This is a genomic window from Thioalkalivibrio sp. ALE11 (assembly GCF_000381205.1).
GTDB lineage: Bacteria > Pseudomonadota > Gammaproteobacteria > Ectothiorhodospirales > Ectothiorhodospiraceae > Thioalkalivibrio.
Genome location: NZ_KB906168.1, coordinates 60,764 through 76,723, shown reverse-complemented (window position 1 = coordinate 76,723; position 15,960 = coordinate 60,764). Strand labels below are relative to the sequence as shown.

Genomic DNA, 15,960 nt, shown 5'->3' with positions numbered 1-15,960 from the left:
CTATTCGCCCTGCACGGTCACCGTGAGCCGCCGGTCATGGCCGGCATAACGGTGTTCCCACAGGAAAATGCCCTGCCAGGTGCCCAGCGCGGGCCGCCCGCCGGTCACGGGTACGGTCAGGTCATTGTGGGTCAGCATGGCCCGGGCATGGGCGGCCATGTCGTCGTCGCCTTCCATGTCGTGGCGGTAGGCGGGGTCGCCGTCCGGGGCCAGCCGGGCCAGGATCGTCTCCAGATCGCGGCGGACGTCCGGGTCGGCGTTCTCGGTGATCAGCAGCGAGGCACTGGTGTGGTGCTGGAAGACGTGGCAGGTGCCGGTGGTGATGCCCGAACGACGGATGATGTCGCGCACGGCATCGGTGACGGCGATGCTGCCGCGGCCCCGCGTGGTGATCGTCAGATCTTCCTGGTAAACGCTCATAAGCAACAAAAAAAGGCGCCCTCAGGCGCCTGATTGTCTTCAGAATGTGGTGGAGGCGGCGGGAATCGAACCCGCGTCCGCAGGCCCTCCGCCCTCGGCTCTACATGCTTATCCTGTCTTTGCGTTTAACCAGCCGCTACCCGACAGGCAGGGAAGACGTCTGGCGATCCCGGTTGAGTTTTAACGGATCCGCGCCGGGCACGCTTCACCGCGAGCTTGTGAGAGTCGACGCCCGATACTGGACGCACAAGCACGGCTCCAGTCGGACGGCACCCTACCGGGTTTTAAGCGGCGAGTGCGTAGTTGTCGTCGTTGGCAACTATTTTTTTGCAGTGATTTTTACGAGGCTCACTACATCCTCGGCATGCACCTCAGGTTTCGCGACCCGCGTCGAATCCAGGTCGCCCCCTTTGCAACTACTGGGACAGGGTACCGCAGTCGGAGTTCCCGTGCACCTCCAACATTCTCCCGGAGGTGGCGGTGCTCCGGTACAATGCGCGGCTCGAAACAGGTCCAACCACGGCACACCGGGTGAAGATGATGCGGGTTTTTGAAGGCGGCACGGCGGTTTCCTCCTTTCGACTGCGGACGCTGGAAACGGCGCTGGAGGAGCGCACCGGGGTGCCGGTTCGTCTGGCGGCGCGTCATCTGTATTTCGTCCAGCTGCACCGCCGGCTCCATGCGGACGAGGAGAAGCGTCTGGCTGCGCTGCTGGACGAAGGCGAGGCCTGGTCCGCTCCTGCATTCGAGGCGGTGCGCGAACCCGTGGTGATCCCGCGCCCGGGCACGATCAGCGCCTGGTCATCCAAGGCCACCGAGATTGCCCATCATGCGGGACTGGAATCCGCCGTCGAGCGGATCGAACGGGGTACCCACTGGTACGTGGGTGGTGAGCTGCCGCAGGGGCTGGATCTTGTGGACATGGCTGCGCCGCTGTTCGACCGCATGACCGAGGCGGTCATCGAGGATCCCGCGGACGCGGGCGCCCTGTTCCGCGCGGAGACGCCGCGTTCGCTGCAACGGGTGAGGCTGGAGCCGGATGCCCGGAGCGCGCTGGCGCGCGCCAACGGGGAGCTGGGGCTGGCGCTGTCGGAAGAGGAGATCGATTACCTGGCCGAAGGCTATCGAGCGCTGGGGCGGCCCCCGACCGACGCCGAGCTGATGATGTTCGCGCAGGCGAACTCCGAACACTGCCGGCACAAGATCTTCAACGCCCGCTGGGTAGTGGATGGCGAGGAGCAGGACCGCACGCTTTTCGGAATGATCCGCGAGACCCATCGGCTCCATCCGGACGGGGTGCTGTCCGCCTACAGCGACAATGCCTCGGTGATCGAAGGCCACCGGGGGGTGCGGCTGATGCCCGGGCCCGATGGCGAATACCGTCGCGAGGACCTGGATCTTCCGGTGCTGATGAAGGTGGAAACTCACAACCATCCGACCGCGATCTCGCCGTGGCCGGGGGCGGCCACGGGCTCCGGTGGCGAGATCCGGGACGAGGGCGCCACCGGGCGCGGGTCGAAACCCAAGGCCGGGCTGACCGGTTTTACCGTGTCCAACCTGCGCATCCCGGCGCATCTACAGCCCTGGGAGCGGGATTTCGGACGGCCCAATCGGATCGAGAGCGCGCTGAACATCATGCTGGAGGGGCCGATCGGCGCCGCGGCCTTCAACAACGAATTCGGACGACCGGCGCTGTGCGGGTATTTCCGCACACTGGAGTCCGCGTTGCCGCAGCCGGACGGTGGAGAGGTCCTGTACGGTTACCACAAGCCCGTGATGCTGGCCGGCGGGGTGGGGTCGATGCGCGCCGAGCACGTGCACAAGGGCGAGGTGCCCGCACAGACGCCCATCGTGGTGCTGGGCGGTCCCGCCATGCTGATCGGACTGGGGGGCGGGGCCGCGTCGTCGATGGCCAGCGGCTCGAGCAGCGAGGCCCTGGATTATGCCTCGGTGCAGCGTGGCAACCCCGAGATCCAGCGGCGCTGCCAGGAGGTGATCGATCGCTGCACCGCGCTGGGCCAGGGCAACCCCATCCGTTCCATCCACGACGTCGGGGCCGGCGGACTGTCCAACGCGATCCCGGAGATCCTGGATGATGCCGGTCGCGGCGGGCGCATGGAACTGCGTGAAGTGCCCACCGCCGAACCGGGCCTGTCGCCGATGGAGCTGTGGTGCAACGAGGCGCAGGAGCGCTATGTGCTGGCGGTGGACGCCGCGGCCCTCGAGACCTTCCGCGCGATCTGCGAGCGCGAGCGCGCGCCGTTCGCGGTGGTGGGGCAGGCGACCGATGACGGCCACCTGCGAGTGGATGACCGGCTGTTCAACGAGCCGGCGGTGGACATGCCGATGGGCATGCTGCTGGGCGCCACACCAAAGATGACGCGCGAGGACGCGCGCCGGGCCGCGCCGGTCACGACGCTGGAAACGGCCGGTACGGATCTGGCCGAGGCGCTGGAGCGAGTCCTCAATCTGCCGGCGGTGGCCGCCAAGCACTTCCTGATCAGCATCGGTGACCGCTCGGTGGGCGGCCTGGTGGCGCGGGATCCCATGGTCGGTCCCTGGCAGGTGCCGGTGGCCGACTGCGCCGTGACGCTGACCGACTTCGACGGATATACCGGCGAGGCCATGGCCATGGGTGAACGTTCGCCGGTGGCGATCCTCTCGGGGCCGGCCTCCGGACGCATGGCGATCGGCGAGGTGGTGACCAACCTGGCCGCCGCGGACATCGATGGCACCCGGGCGATTCGCCTGTCGGCGAACTGGATGGCCGCTGCGGGGGTGCCGGGCGAGGAGGCCGGCCTGTTCGATACCGTCCGGGCGGTCGCCGAGGATCTGTGCCCGCAGCTCGGCATCAGCATCCCGGTAGGCAAGGACTCGCTGTCGATGCGCACGGTCTGGCAGGACGCCGACGGTCACGAGCGCCACATGCATGCGCCGGTAACCCTGGTGGTATCGGGTTTCGCGCCGGTGACGGACGCGCGCCGGACCCTGACCCCGGAGCCGGATGCCCGCGAGGGGGGCAGCCTGTGGTTCGTGGATCTGGCGGCCGGCCGGATGCGGCTGGGCGGCTCGGCCCTGGCGCAGACGGCGGGCGGCATCGGTGAAGTGCCCCCGGATGTGGAAGATCCGGCGGCGCTGCGCGCATTCGTGGACGCGGTCGGCCACCTGCGCCGCGAGGGGCTGCTGTGTGCCTACCACGACCGCTCGGACGGAGGCCTGATCACGACCCTGCTGGAGATGGGTTTCGCTGGCCGTCTCGGCCTGGACATCGACGTGCCGGCGGGGATGGACCCGGCTGCCTGGCTGTTCAACGAGGAACTGGGGGCGGTCCTGCAGGTGCGGGCCGGAGCGGAGGAGGCCCTGCGCGAGGCGATGCAACAGGCCGGTCTCGGCGCGCATCTGCACGAGGTGGCCCGTCTGCGCAGAGACGAGACGGTCACGGTCGCGCAGGCCGGACAGAACCTGCTGGAGTCGACGCGCGCAGGGCTCCAGCGCCAGTGGCAGGCGACCACCCGACACATGCAGCGGTTGCGCGACAATCCCGAATGCGCCGACGAGGAATACGCACGCATCGACGCCGATGACGGACTTACCGAACGCCTGCATTTCGATCCGTCGGAAGATATCGCGGCGCCGTTCATCGCCAGCGGGGCGCGGCCACGCGTGGCGATCCTGCGCGAGCAGGGGGTCAACGGTCAGCTCGAGATGGCGGCGGCCTTCGAGCGCGCCGGTTTCCAGCCGGTGGACGTGCACATGACGGACCTGCTCGAGGGCCGGCGGGATCTGGCCGACATGCAGGGCCTGGCGGCCTGCGGCGGGTTTTCCTACGGTGACGTGCTGGGCGCCGGCGGGGGCTGGGCCCGCACGATTCTCAATCACGAAGGGCTGCGCACGCAGTTTGCGTCCTTTTTCGAGCGCAACGATACCTTCAGTCTCGGCGTGTGCAATGGCTGCCAGATGCTGTCGCGGCTGGCGCCGCTGATCCCGGGGGCCGGGCACTGGCCCCGCTTCGTGCGCAATCGTTCGGAACAGTTCGAGGCGCGCCTGTCGCTGGTACGGGTGGAGCCGGGGCCGTCGGTGCTGCTGGACGGGATGGGGGGCTCGGTGCTGCCGGTGGTGGTGTCGCACGGAGAAGGGCGCGTGGAATATCCCGGCGAGGCCCCGGTGTACGATCAGGCGGCGCTGCGCTACGTGGAGGCCGACGACTCCCCGGCCGAGGCCTACCCGGCCAACCCCAACGGTTCGCCGCGCGGGGCGACCGCCTTTACCAGCGAGGATGGCCGCGCGACCATCATGATGCCGCATCCCGAACGGGTGTTCCGCACCGTGCAGCACAGCTGGCACCCCGCGGAGTGGGGCGAGGACGGTCCGTGGATGCGTCTGTTCCGCAACGCCCGGGCATTCGTTGGCTGACCGACGGCCGCACAGGGGGAAATAATGAGCGAACAGGACTGGAGCGACTGGCTGGGGGAGACCCTGACAGTGAACACATCGCTGGCGGTGGGCCCGACCAGCCGTCCGCTCACCCACGGCGAACTGGCCGAGCGTCTGGTGGACGGTATCGAACTGTTCGAGGCCGGCGGTGGACGCAACCACGCCGCCCACGGGGTGGCGGACGAGACCGCCCAGGAACTGCAGCGGCTGGAACGCAAGCTGGACCTGCTGGTGCATCTGCTGGCCGAATCGCTGGAGCCCGAACGCCCGTCGGTCCGGCCGGTCGTCATCAGCCGTGGCGGGATCGTGCTGCCGGAGGGCACGCTGCCCGAAGATGCCGATCGTCTGGCGTTGTATTTGAGCGACTTTCTGCCTCAGCCCCTGGTGCTGGGTGTCGAACCCCCGACACGTCGTAACGAGGCCCAGTTGATCCGCTGGACCACGCATGATGACCGCATGCACGACGCCCTGGGGCGGTGGATTTTCCGTCTGCATCGACGCGACGTCGCGGAGAAACGACAGAAAGTTGACGGGGGCGGGTGATCGCTATAATACTGTGATCGGCTTCAGGTATGAGGCCACTCATACCCTGACCGGAGCCCTCACGGCATGGCGACACCCGAGGAAGACGACACCGGCCTTCACATCGCCCTGGGTGGCGAGCCCGATGCCGCCCGCGACACACGGGCCGTTCTGGCCTCCATGGGGTGCGAGGCCGAGACGCGCATCGACGCGAACGGACTCACCGATGGCCCTCGCGAACCTGCCGCCATCTGGTTGTGCGGCCCGGCATCCACGGTCGCGGCCCAGGCGGATGCCGCACCCGACAGCCTGCCAGTGGTGGCCCAGCCGACCGACGGCGGCAAGGTTGAGCACCAGGCCGTGGACTGGGTGGTGGAACACCCGGTGTCGGTTTCCCGGGTGACCCAGATCCTGCAGTGGTTGCGGTTCGGCGGTCAGCGCGTGCATGACGACGTGCCCGGACTGGTCGGTCACCATCCGACCATGGTCGGGGTCAAGCGGCTGGTGGCGCAGGTTGCGCGAACCGATGCCACCGCGCTGATCCTGGGCGAGACCGGTTCCGGCAAGGAGGTGGTCGCTCGGGCGATCCATGATGCCTCGGATCGCGCCGACAAGCCGTTCGTCGCGGTCAACTGCGGCGCGATTCCCCCGGATCTGCTGGAAAGCGAGCTTTTCGGTCACGAGAAGGGTGCGTTCACCGGGGCCTTCACCGCGCGCACCGGACGCTTCGAGCTGGCGCAGGACGGCACGCTGTTCCTCGACGAAATCGGGGACATGCCCCTGCCCATGCAGGTCAAGCTGCTGCGGGTGCTGCAGGAACGGGTGTTCGAACGCGTGGGCTCGAACAAGTCGATCACCACCCACGCGCGCATCATTGCGGCGACCCATCGCAACCTCGACGAAGCCGTGGCGGAGGGGAATTTCCGTCAGGACCTGTTCTTCCGCCTCAACGTCTTCCCCATTGAACTGCCGCCGTTGCGCGAACGCGCCAGTGACATTCCGCAGCTGATCACGGCGCTGGAGGAGCGGCTGCGCGAACAGGGGGGCAGCCCCGCGCACCTGACGCCGGCGGTGGTGGCTCACCTGGAACGTCTGGACTGGACCGGCAACATCCGCGAACTGGGCAATCTGCTGGAACAGCTGTCCATCATGTACCCCGATCTGCCGGTGGACCTGGGGCAGCTGCCGCCGCGCGTGCGTCCGGAAGGGGTGGAGGATCGCAGCGGTGCGGCGCCCGAACCGGGCGGGACATCGGCCGGGTCGTTGGCCTCGGCCACCGGCCCGAACATGCCGGGACCGGATGGCCTGCCACCGGAAGGCGTCGATCTGCGTGATTATCTCAACGACCTGGAACGCTCGATGATCGAAGCGGCGCTGGCCGATACCGGTCATGTGGTGGCGCGGGCCGCGCGGCGGCTCGGCATGCGGCGGACGACGCTGGTTGAGCGCATGCGCAAGTTCGGATTGGGACGGGATTCTGACGGCTGAGCCTCCGTGGCAAGGCGTTGCCGCTGTCGAGATCCCGACGAAAACCGGCAACCTTGTTTGCAGGTCCCTGAATAACCGGGGTTTATTCATGGTGGCACACTAACTGCTTGAGGCAGTCCGAATCCCATCGACAGGACTGCACCGATGCCTCGAGCGACCCTTCTTCTGGTCAATGCCGACGCCGCCCTGCGTGAACGCGTGGTGCAGGTGCTGGCCACCATCCCGCGGGTTCGCCTCCAGGACTGCAACGACGGGGAGCTCGAACGTTCCCTGGAAGCGCAGCGCCCCGAGGTCGTCCTGATCGCGCATCCCGCGACCGCCGCGCTGCGTGAACGGATCCCGGCACGGTTGCCGGTCGCGGTGATCAGTCCGGATGCGACCCATGAAAACGAGATCGCCGCCATGCGCGCCGGCGTGGATGCCCATTTCGGCCTCCCGGACATGGCCGCGCCGCTGGCGCAGTGGCTGCGCGATCAGCTCCCCGGCCCCGGCACCCGGGCCCGGATCCCGGAAATGGTGGCGCACAGCGAGCGCATGCGTTCGCTGGATGCCTTTGCCGAACGGATCGCGCAAACCGCTGCGACGGTCTTTATTACTGGCGAGTCGGGGGTCGGCAAGGAGGTGCTGGCGCGGCAGATCCATGCGCGCTCGGCCCGGGCTCAGGGGCCGTTCGAGGCGATCAACTGCGCCGCTCTGCCCGAGGCCATGCTGGAGGCCCTGCTGTTCGGGCACGCGAAGGGGGCCTTTACCGGCGCGATCGAGGCGCGGCCCGGCAAGTTCGTACAGGCGGACGGGGGCACGCTGCTGCTGGATGAGGTGACGGAAATCCCCGTGCATCTGCAGCCCAAGCTGCTGCGTGTGCTGCAGGAACGGGAAGTGGAACCGCTGGGCGGGCGGCGCACCCGTCCGGTCGACGTGCGGGTGATCGCAACCTCCAATCGTGATTTGCGCAAGGCGGTGGCGGAGGGGGTGCTCCGCGAGGACCTGTATTACCGCCTGAGCGTGTTCCCGGTGCGGATCCCGCCGCTGCGCGAGCGGCCGGAGGACATTCCGTCGCTGGCGCGGGCGCTGCTGACCCGCGCAAGCCAGGGCCGGCTGGTGGAACTGGCACCGGAGGCCGAATCGCGGTTGATGGGGCATGACTGGCCCGGGAATGCCCGCGAGCTGGCCAACGTGATGGAACGGGCGGCCACCCTGGCCGGCGAGCGCAGCGACGGGCGGGTCACCGCCGAGTCCATCTGGCTGGATGCCGACATGCTGGAGCATGGCGAAGGTGTCAGTGCGGCTGGCGCTCCTTCCGTTCCGGCGGCTTCGGATGACGACATCCCGTCGGCCCCTCTGCTGGAACAGACCCTGCAGACCCAGGAAAGCCGGGTGATCCTCAACGTGTTGCGAGAAGCGGGAGGGCGACGCAAGGAGGCCGCGGAACGGCTGGGAATCAGCCCGCGCACCCTGCGCTACAAGCTCGCCCGACTGCGCGAATCGGGCATCCATGTCCCCCGCACCGGAGTGGTCTGAGAACTGGCCCGGCATTTGCTTGGGATTGGGTTGAGCGGGGGCGAGGCACCGTCGTCCCGTGTGGAAGCCGGAGGTAACGCATGAGTGAAATGCAGATCCAGAACGTGTTGCAGCAGATGCGGCAGCTCTCGGAAAGCGGGAGCGTCGAGGCTCCTGCGTCCGGAGGTGGAACCGGTCAGGCCGGCGGCGCCGACTTCCAGAACGTCCTGCGTGACTCGCTGCGCAACGTGAACGAGGTGCAGCAGGAGGCGACCGATCTGCAGACCCGTTTTGAACTGGGTGATGAAAACGTGTCCCTGCCGCAGGTGATGGTGGCGATGAACAAATCCAGCCTGGCATTCGAGGCCACCAATCAGGTGCGCAACCGCCTGCTGGATGCCTATCAGGAAATCATGCGGATGCAGGTGTAGGCCTGTAATCCCTCCGGAGAGACGTGATCATGGCCGCAGCACAGCAGACTCTGCCCGCCGTCGTCAGCGGCGGCATCAAGGATTTCGGCACCATGCCGGCCGGCCGGCAGCTGGCCCTGATCGGCATGCTGGCCGGTGCGCTGGCCGTGATCGCGGGGATCGTGTTCTGGGCGACGAGTCCCACCTTCGTCCCGCTGTATTCGTCGCTCGAGCAGGACGAGGCCGCGGAGGTGGTGACCGCGCTGGACGGGGCCGGCATCCGCTACCGCATTGATACGGATACCGGTCAGATCAAGGTACCGCGCGGCGATGTGGGTGAAGCCCGCCTGCATCTGGCCGGTGAAGGGCTGCCGCGCTCCGGGGATGTGGGCTTCGAACTGCTGCAGGAGGACACCGGCATCGGCACCAGCCGGATGATGGAAAGCGCGCGCCATCGCCGGGCGATGGAAGGCGAGCTGGGCCGTACCGTCTCCTCGCTGGACGCGGTCGAGCGTGCCCGCGTGCACATCGCCGAAGGACAGGATTCGGTCTTCGTGCGTGAACGCACGCCGGCGACCGCCTCGGTCACCGTGCACCTGCACGGGGGCCGCTCCCTCAGCGAATCCCAGGTCCGGGCCATCGTCCACATGGTGGCCTCCAGTACCTCGGACCTGTCGCCCGAAAACGTGACCGTGGTCGACCAGCAGGGCCGGCTGCTGACCGAGGACGGGCTGGAAGAGGGCGGCATGCGCAGCAGCGGCGACCGTCTGTCGTTCCAGGGTCAGGTGGAGCGCCGTTATGCCGAGGCGATCCGGGACCTGCTGTCGCCGCTCGTGGGCGGCGACCGCGTGCGGGTCCAGGTATCGGCGGACATCGATTTTTCCGAAATCGAACGCACCGAAGAACTCTACGATCCCGACACCATCGCGCTGCGCTCGGAGCAGATCTCCGAGGATATCCGCGGGGACGCGGGCGAAGGACCGATGGGCGTGCCGGGCGCGCTGACCAATCAGCCGCCTGCCGGGGGTGCCGTGGGCGAAGAAGAAGGCGAAGGTGCCGAGAACGCGGAGAACGGGGCGACCGGTGAACGTTCGGGCTCGGCGACGCGCAATTACGAAGTCGACCGGCGCATCGCTCACATCCGCGAAATGCCCGGCGGCGTCGAGCGTTTGTCGACCGCCGTGGTGGTCGATTTCCGCGAGGAAGTGGGCGAGGATGGAGAGGTCCAGCGCGTCGCACGAGACGCCGAGGAGATCGAGCGTCTGGAGAACCTGGTCCGCCAGGCAGTGGGCTTCAGCGAGCAGCGCGGGGATTCGATCAACGTGGTCAGTGCTCCGTTCGAGGCGCCGGTGGAAGAAGAAATCGTCGAGGAAGAACGCCCGTTCTGGACGCAGGCCTGGTTCATGGAGCTGGCCAGGCTCATCGGGGCGCTGCTGCTGGCCCTGATCATCCTGCTGACCGTGATCCGTCCGGCCCTGAAACATCTGATGAGCGGTGCAACCGCGCGCCCGGCACAGCAGCCGCAGGCGGAATCGGACGAGAATCTGGCTCTGACCGACCAGAGCGGGGAATCCGCGGCCGGTGGTGGCGGTCCCAGCGGTGAGGGCTCCGCGGTGGCTTCGCTGACCGGGCCAGAAGAGGATCAGCAGGAGATGGACCTCGAGGCCGTGCGGGGGATGGTGAAGGAAGATCCCAAACGCGTGGCGCAGGTAATGAAGACCTGGTTGAACGAAGATGGCCGATAGCAAGAAGTCCAAACTGGATGGCGCGGAACGGGCGGCCGTGTTCATGATGAGCCTCGGTGAGGATTCCGCCGCCGAGGTCATGCGCCACATGGGGCCCAAGGAGGTCCAGAAGATCGGCGCGGCCATGGCCAACATGGAGCGCATCTCGCGCACCGACGTGAACGCGGTGCTGGAGGACTTCTCCGGGCACGTGCGCGAGCAGACCGCGCTGGGTATTGGCGCCGATGATTATGTACGCAGCGTGCTGCAGAACGCGCTGGGCGAGGACAAGGCCGAGGGCCTGATCGATCGCATCCTGCTGGGGCGCAATTCCAAGGGCATCGACGCGCTGAAGTGGCTGGACCCGCGCGCGATCGCCGACATGCTGCGCAACGAGCACCCGCAGATCGTGGCGATCGTGATGTCGCATCTGGATGCCGACCAGGCCGCCGAGACCCTGAGCTACCTGCCCAAGCGGGTGCAGTCCGACGTGGTGATGCGCATCGCGACCCTGGACGGGGTGCAGCCATCCGCGCTGCAGGAGCTGGATGACATCCTCGACCGTCAGCTTTCCGGCAACAACACGGCCAAGACCTCGATGGTCGGCGGGGTCAAGACCGCCGCGGACATCATGAACCTGATGGACGGGTCGCGCGAGGCGGAGATCATGGATACGGTCAGCGAGATGGACCAGGACCTGGCCGGGCGTATCGAAGAGCTGATGTTCGTCTTCGACAATCTGATCGACGTCGACGACCGCGGGATCCAGACCCTGCTGCGGGAGGTGTCCACCGAATCCCTGGTGCTGGCGATGAAGGGTGCCGACGACGACCTGAAGGACAAGATCTTCAGCAACATGTCCAAGCGCGCCGCCGAAATGCTGCGCGAGGACCTGGAGGCCAAGGGTCCGGTGCGGGTCTCCGAGGTCGAAGGGGCGCAGAAGGAGATCCTGCAGGTCGCTCGCCGCCTGGCGGAGAACGGTGAGATCGTGCTCGGCGGCAAGGGCGGGGAGCAGATGCTGTGAGCGTGCACGACGCCGGGTCCGCCAGTGCGGCCTCCCTGTGGGAGCCGCCGGAGTTCGACGAGAACGGCAACGAGCCGGAACAGCGGCGCCTGCCCACCGCCGCCGAGATCGAGGCGATCGAGGAAGAGGCGCGCCAGAACGGTTTCGAGCGGGGCTACGCCGAGGGCCATGAACTGGGCAAGCAGGAGGCCGAAAAGGCGGCGCGGGCGCGCGAGGAAAAGAAGCTGCGCGAGGCCGTGGCGGCCCTGGAGTCGGTGGGTCAGGGCCTCAGTGATCCACTCGCCGAGGCTGCCGATGCACTGGAACCGGAACTGCTGTCGCTGGTGACCGCGCTGGCGCGCCAGGTGATCCGGGTGGAGCTGCAGACCCGACCGGAGATCATCCGTGAGGTGCTGGACGAGGCGATGCGGCAGTTGCCGGGACGCAACCGCAGCGTGCGGGTGCATCTGCATCCCGAGGATCAGGCCCTGGTGGAGCAATGGGGGTCCGCGCAGGCGGGCGAGATCACCTGGATCCCGGACCCGGAACTGGCGCGCGGTGGCTGTCGGGTCGAGGCGGGTGCGTCCGAAGTGGATGCCAGTCTGGAGCGTCGCCTGCGGCAGGCCGTGGAGGCCATCTGGGACGGCCACGCGAGCGTGCCGGACACGGATCCGGAGCCGCGCGAGCCGGTCACGGAGTCGGCACATGACGGGGCGGGTACGGAGAAGCGAAAGGAACCCGGGGACGATGCGTCGACCCGTGATGAGGAGGATCCGGCATGACCGCCAGTATTCGCGATGCCCATACACGTCAGCGAGACGGGCTCACCGCGGGCCTGCGCGAACGCCTGGAGCAGTCGCGCGGGCGGGTCGAACGGGTGGCGGCCCCGCAGTCGCAGGGGATCCTGTCGCGCGTGACCGGTCTGACCCTGGAGGCCGAGGGCCTGCGCCTGCCGCTGGGCGGCCGCGCCCTGATCCATGGCGAACGCGGCGAAACCGTGCCCGCCGAGGTTGTGGGATTCCAGAACGACCGGACGTTCCTGATGCCGGAGGAGGCGGTCGCCGGGCTGGTGCCCGGGGCCCGCATCGAGCCGGTGGACACCCAGCGTTCGATCCCGGTGGGCAATGGCCTGCTGGGGCGGGTGATCGACGCCCGTGGCGAGCCACTGGACGGCCTCGGGCCGATCCGGACGCATGATCGTGCCACGCTCAACGGACAGCCGATCAACCCGCTGTCGCGCGCCCCGGTGCGCGAGCCTCTGGATACCGGCGTACGCGCGATCAACGCCCTGCTGTCGGTCGGGCGCGGCCAGCGGCTCGGGCTGTTCGCCGGTTCCGGCGTGGGCAAGAGCGTGCTGCTGGGGATGATGACCCGCCACACCAGCGCCGACGTGATCGTGGTCGGGCTGATCGGGGAACGCGGGCGCGAGGTCAACGACTTCATCCACGAGATCCTCGACGAGGAATCCCGCCGGCGTACGGTGGTCGTGGCGGTGCCGGCGGATCAGTCGCCGCTGCTGCGCCAGCACGGGGCCTGGGTGGCGACCACGGTGGCGGAACAGTTCCGCGATCAGGGGCTGAACGTGCTGCTGCTGATGGACTCGCTGACCCGCTTCGCCCAGGGCGCGCGCGAGATCGCGATGGCCATCGGCGAGCCGCCGGCTTCCAAGGGCTATGCGGCCTCGGTGTTCGCGCGCCTGCCGCAGCTGGTGGAGCGTGCCGGCAATGGCGACGTGGGCGGGGGCTCGATCACCGGATTCTATACGGTGCTGGCCGAGGGAGATGACCCGAACGATCCGATCGTGGACGCCGCGCGGGCGATCCTTGACGGGCATGTGGTGCTCTCGCGCGAGATCGCCGAGACCGGTCGCTACCCGGCCATCGACGTCGGTGCATCGATCTCGCGCGTGATGAGTGCGCTGACGACGCCCGAACACGAGAAAGCGGCACGGCGGTTCCGTGATCTGGCCGCCACCTATCAGCGCAACCGCGACCTGATCTCGGTGGGGGCTTACCGCAAGGGTGCCGATCCGCACCTCGACCAGGCCGTGGCGATGCATGACCGGCTGGAGCAGTTCCTGGCGCAGGGCACGACCGAGGCGGTGGATTTTGCCACCGCGCGGGATCAGCTGGTCGCACTCACCGGGGGCGGGGCATGAATCCGCAGCGCATCGAACGGCTGTTGCGCATCCGCCAGATCGGCGAGACCGAGGCGACTCGCGAACTGGGCGAACGCATCGCTCAGCTGAACGCCGCCGAGGCCCAGCGCGAGCAGCTGGAAACCTTCCAGCAGGAATACCTGGCGGCCTCCATGCCGCAGGACCCCAACACGCTCAAGTGGCTGGCCGGCATGCGGCAGAAGCTGCGCGAGGCGCTGGAACAGCAGGCCCTGCGCATCCAGGCGGCCGAAAGCCAGGTGGAGACGGCGCGCGAGCAATGGCTGGAACACCATCGCGACTGCATGTCGCTGGAAAAGCTGCTGGAACGCACGCGAGCCGAAGAACAGCGTCATCAGGCCCGGCGGCAGCAGGTGGAACAGGACATGTGGGCGACCCGCCAGGCCTTCGCACGGGAACCGGAATCCGGCGAACGCACGGTGAACTGGCAGGAATCTTGAAAGGTATGGATACGCAGACCCCGCAGGGGCGGACGCGCGCGGTGCGCGCAACAGGCGAGGACGGGACATGATCGCAGCACAGGCATCGGGACAGGGGCTGGGAGCGCTGGCACAGCTGCTCGACGGCGGCGAGGGCATGGATCGGCTCAAGGAATTGAAAGACAAGGGAAAAGGCGGGGAAGACGGTTTCCTGAAGGCACTCCGCCCGCAGCTGGAAGCGATGCTGGGCGCGCTCGGGGTGGATGATTCCGAGCTGGCCGAGCTGGATCTGGAAGGACTGATCCAGCGCTTCCAGGATCTCCTGCAAGGGCAGGATCTGACCGCTGTGGACGGCATGCAATTGCCGCCCGGCTGGCTGACCGGCGAGGAAGGTGACGGAGAGATCGACGGCCGCGAGCTGCGCAGTCTGCTGGAAGACGGGCCCGGGTCCGGAGCGGCGGGCGACGGCATCCCGGTTTCTCTGATGCGCCTGTTCCTGCAGGCCGGTCCGGAAGGGCAGAACCAGGGGTCGCGGCTGCAGGAACTGGCTCCGGGGACGCTGACCGGCGGTGGTTCGCGTGAGGGGACCACCGAGGTCCTGGCCCAGTGGCTGACACAGGCCTCGGAATCGGCGCGCAGCGGCCGTGAGAATGCCCAGGCACTGGCCCAACCGGCAGCCCAGGCCTCCGATGCCGAGGGTGCGCGGGGCGGCGGGATGCGGCTGGATCTGACCCGGCTGCTGCAGACTTCGGGCGATCGCCAGCTCGCGGAGCAGATCCAGATGATGGCGCAGGCCCGTGGCGGGCGCACCGAGATGAAACTGCATCCGCCTCAGCTGGGGGTCCTGGATGTGCGGGTCAGCATGGAGGGGGACCGTGCCAGTGTACAGTTCTTCAGTACCAACCCCGTGACCCGTGAGGTGCTGGAAGCGGCAATGCCGCGCCTGCGTGACAGTCTCGCCGACAGCGGGCTCGAGCTCGCCGATGCCTCGGTGTCGGATGAACCGCCGGACGATTCCGCGGATACCGAGATGGCCGGCGACGGTTACGGAAGCGGGGATGAACCCGGCGTCGCCACGGGTGCGGAGGGCGAAGAGAGCGACGACGAAGAAGGTCCCGTCGCTCCCGGCAGCACCCTTTCCTTCCTCAACCGTCGGGTGGACCTGTTTGCCTGAGGTCCGTTCCGGCAGGCCGGCCGCCAGAATCTCGACTTCTCCATCGATGGAGCGTCCGGTTCGTTGACGCATACGCCGGACGCTCGATCCTCCGGATAACGCACCACACCCCCTCAGATGGATTCAACTCCCTGTTTATAAAACAGTAATGATTCATGGCACCGCGCTTGCTTGGGTTCCGGCAGCGAATCCACGCAATGCGGGTGTGTCATGGCGGAGAAGGAAGTCGAACTCGAGAACAAGGGGGGCGGCGGCAGGAAATGGATGATCATCATCCTCCTGGTCGTTGCGGTTCTGCTCGCCGGCGGCGGGGGCGCGGCCGCCTGGTTCCTGCTGTCGCAGGACGCCGACGAAACGGCGGAAGATCAGCCGCCCGAGCGCCACTATTCGTCGCTCGATCCCATGACGGTGAACATCGATGCCCCGGGAAGCGTGCAGTTCCTGCGCGTGCAGATCGGTCTGGTGTCCACCGACCCGGCGGTCCTGGAAGCCGTGGAAGATCACCTGCCCGTAGTCCGCAACGACATCCTCGGCGTCCTCTCGGATCAGGAATATACCGAGCTGAACACGCGGGAAGGCAAGGAAGCGCTGGCGGAGGATCTGACGGCCACTGTCCGTGCGATCCTGGAGTCGCGCGAAGCGCCCTCCGATCTGGAGCGCGTGGTGTTCACCGAACTGGTCATGCAGTAAGGC

General features: G+C 67.7%; 13 protein-coding genes and 1 other RNA gene. 12 read left to right on the top strand and 2 right to left on the bottom strand.

What is annotated here, in order from left to right; translation table 11 throughout:
• Positions 1-420, bottom strand: coding sequence for a secondary thiamine-phosphate synthase enzyme YjbQ (locus F620_RS0107230; protein WP_019570022.1), 420 nt, complete (start codon positions 418-420; stop codon positions 1-3).
• A gap of 47 nt (positions 421-467) precedes the next feature.
• Positions 468-829: a transfer-messenger RNA gene (ssrA, locus tag F620_RS14795) on the bottom strand.
• A 131-nt stretch (positions 830-960) separates the two neighbouring features.
• Between ssrA and purL the strand changes: the two genes are divergently transcribed.
• The 12 genes from purL (at position 961) to fliL (ending at position 15,957) form a co-directional block, all read left to right on the top strand.
• On the top strand, positions 961-4,833 hold the full coding sequence (purL, locus tag F620_RS0107225) for a phosphoribosylformylglycinamidine synthase (RefSeq protein WP_026331345.1): 3,873 nt from the start codon (positions 961-963) through the stop codon (positions 4,831-4,833).
• 24 nt (positions 4,834-4,857) lie between these two features.
• Complete coding sequence (locus F620_RS0107220; RefSeq protein ID WP_019570020.1) at positions 4,858-5,397, top strand: PilZ domain-containing protein; 540 nt, start codon at positions 4,858-4,860, stop codon at positions 5,395-5,397.
• Between the two features lie 66 nt (positions 5,398-5,463).
• Positions 5,464-6,864: a sigma-54-dependent Fis family transcriptional regulator gene (locus tag F620_RS0107215; RefSeq protein ID WP_019022117.1), complete on the top strand. Its 1,401-nt coding sequence runs from the start codon at positions 5,464-5,466 to the stop codon at positions 6,862-6,864.
• A gap of 144 nt (positions 6,865-7,008) precedes the next feature.
• Complete coding sequence (locus F620_RS0107210) at positions 7,009-8,382, top strand: sigma-54-dependent Fis family transcriptional regulator (protein ID WP_019570019.1); 1,374 nt, start codon at positions 7,009-7,011, stop codon at positions 8,380-8,382.
• 80 nt (positions 8,383-8,462) lie between these two features.
• Positions 8,463-8,792 (top strand): flagellar hook-basal body complex protein FliE, encoded by a 330-nt coding sequence (gene fliE / locus F620_RS0107205; protein ID WP_018869492.1) that lies wholly within the window; start codon positions 8,463-8,465, stop codon positions 8,790-8,792.
• Positions 8,793-8,821: 29 nt separating this feature from the next.
• Positions 8,822-10,516, top strand: a complete 1,695-nt coding sequence (gene fliF, locus F620_RS0107200; RefSeq protein ID WP_019570018.1) for a flagellar basal-body MS-ring/collar protein FliF — start codon at positions 8,822-8,824, stop codon at positions 10,514-10,516.
• On the top strand, positions 10,506-11,519 hold the full coding sequence (gene fliG / locus F620_RS0107195; protein ID WP_019022113.1) for a flagellar motor switch protein FliG: 1,014 nt from the start codon (positions 10,506-10,508) through the stop codon (positions 11,517-11,519). The genes fliF and fliG overlap by 11 nt, the downstream gene beginning before the upstream one ends.
• Positions 11,516-12,280, top strand: a complete 765-nt coding sequence (locus F620_RS0107190) for a FliH/SctL family protein (protein WP_019570017.1) — start codon at positions 11,516-11,518, stop codon at positions 12,278-12,280. Before fliG ends, F620_RS0107190 begins: the two co-directional genes overlap by 4 nt.
• Positions 12,277-13,656, top strand: a complete 1,380-nt coding sequence (fliI, locus tag F620_RS0107185) for a flagellar protein export ATPase FliI (RefSeq protein WP_019570016.1) — start codon at positions 12,277-12,279, stop codon at positions 13,654-13,656. The genes F620_RS0107190 and fliI overlap by 4 nt, the downstream gene beginning before the upstream one ends.
• A complete protein-coding gene (gene fliJ, locus F620_RS0107180) occupies positions 13,653-14,114 on the top strand; it encodes a flagellar export protein FliJ (protein ID WP_019570015.1) in 462 nt (153 codons plus the stop codon). The genes fliI and fliJ overlap by 4 nt, the downstream gene beginning before the upstream one ends.
• A gap of 67 nt (positions 14,115-14,181) precedes the next feature.
• Entirely contained in the window at positions 14,182-15,267 is a 1,086-nt protein-coding gene (locus F620_RS0107175; protein ID WP_019570014.1) for a flagellar hook-length control protein FliK, read from the top strand.
• A 210-nt stretch (positions 15,268-15,477) separates the two neighbouring features.
• Positions 15,478-15,957, top strand: a complete 480-nt coding sequence (fliL, locus tag F620_RS0107170; protein ID WP_019570013.1) for a flagellar basal body-associated protein FliL — start codon at positions 15,478-15,480, stop codon at positions 15,955-15,957.
• The last annotated feature ends 3 nt before the right edge of the window (positions 15,958-15,960 follow it).

Bases quoted from the DNA above. Each gene is read 5' to 3' on its own strand.
- fliG (WP_019022113.1), top strand. From the start codon at position 10,506: ATGGCCGATAGCAAGAAGTCCAAACTGGATGGCGCGGAACGGGCGGCC.
- fliE (WP_018869492.1), top strand. From the start codon at position 8,463: ATGAGTGAAATGCAGATCCAGAACGTGTTGCAGCAGATGCGGCAGCTC.
- fliI (WP_019570016.1), top strand. From the start codon at position 12,277: ATGACCGCCAGTATTCGCGATGCCCATACACGTCAGCGAGACGGGCTC.
- purL (WP_026331345.1), top strand. From the start codon at position 961: ATGCGGGTTTTTGAAGGCGGCACGGCGGTTTCCTCCTTTCGACTGCGG.
- F620_RS0107230 (WP_019570022.1), bottom strand. From the start codon at position 420: ATGAGCGTTTACCAGGAAGATCTGACGATCACCACGCGGGGCCGCGGC.
- fliJ (WP_019570015.1), top strand. From the start codon at position 13,653: ATGAATCCGCAGCGCATCGAACGGCTGTTGCGCATCCGCCAGATCGGC.
- F620_RS0107210 (WP_019570019.1), top strand. From the start codon at position 7,009: ATGCCTCGAGCGACCCTTCTTCTGGTCAATGCCGACGCCGCCCTGCGT.
- fliF (WP_019570018.1), top strand. From the start codon at position 8,822: ATGGCCGCAGCACAGCAGACTCTGCCCGCCGTCGTCAGCGGCGGCATC.
- F620_RS0107175 (WP_019570014.1), top strand. From the start codon at position 14,182: ATGATCGCAGCACAGGCATCGGGACAGGGGCTGGGAGCGCTGGCACAG.
- fliL (WP_019570013.1), top strand. From the start codon at position 15,478: ATGGCGGAGAAGGAAGTCGAACTCGAGAACAAGGGGGGCGGCGGCAGG.
- F620_RS0107220 (WP_019570020.1), top strand. From the start codon at position 4,858: ATGAGCGAACAGGACTGGAGCGACTGGCTGGGGGAGACCCTGACAGTG.
- F620_RS0107215 (WP_019022117.1), top strand. From the start codon at position 5,464: ATGGCGACACCCGAGGAAGACGACACCGGCCTTCACATCGCCCTGGGT.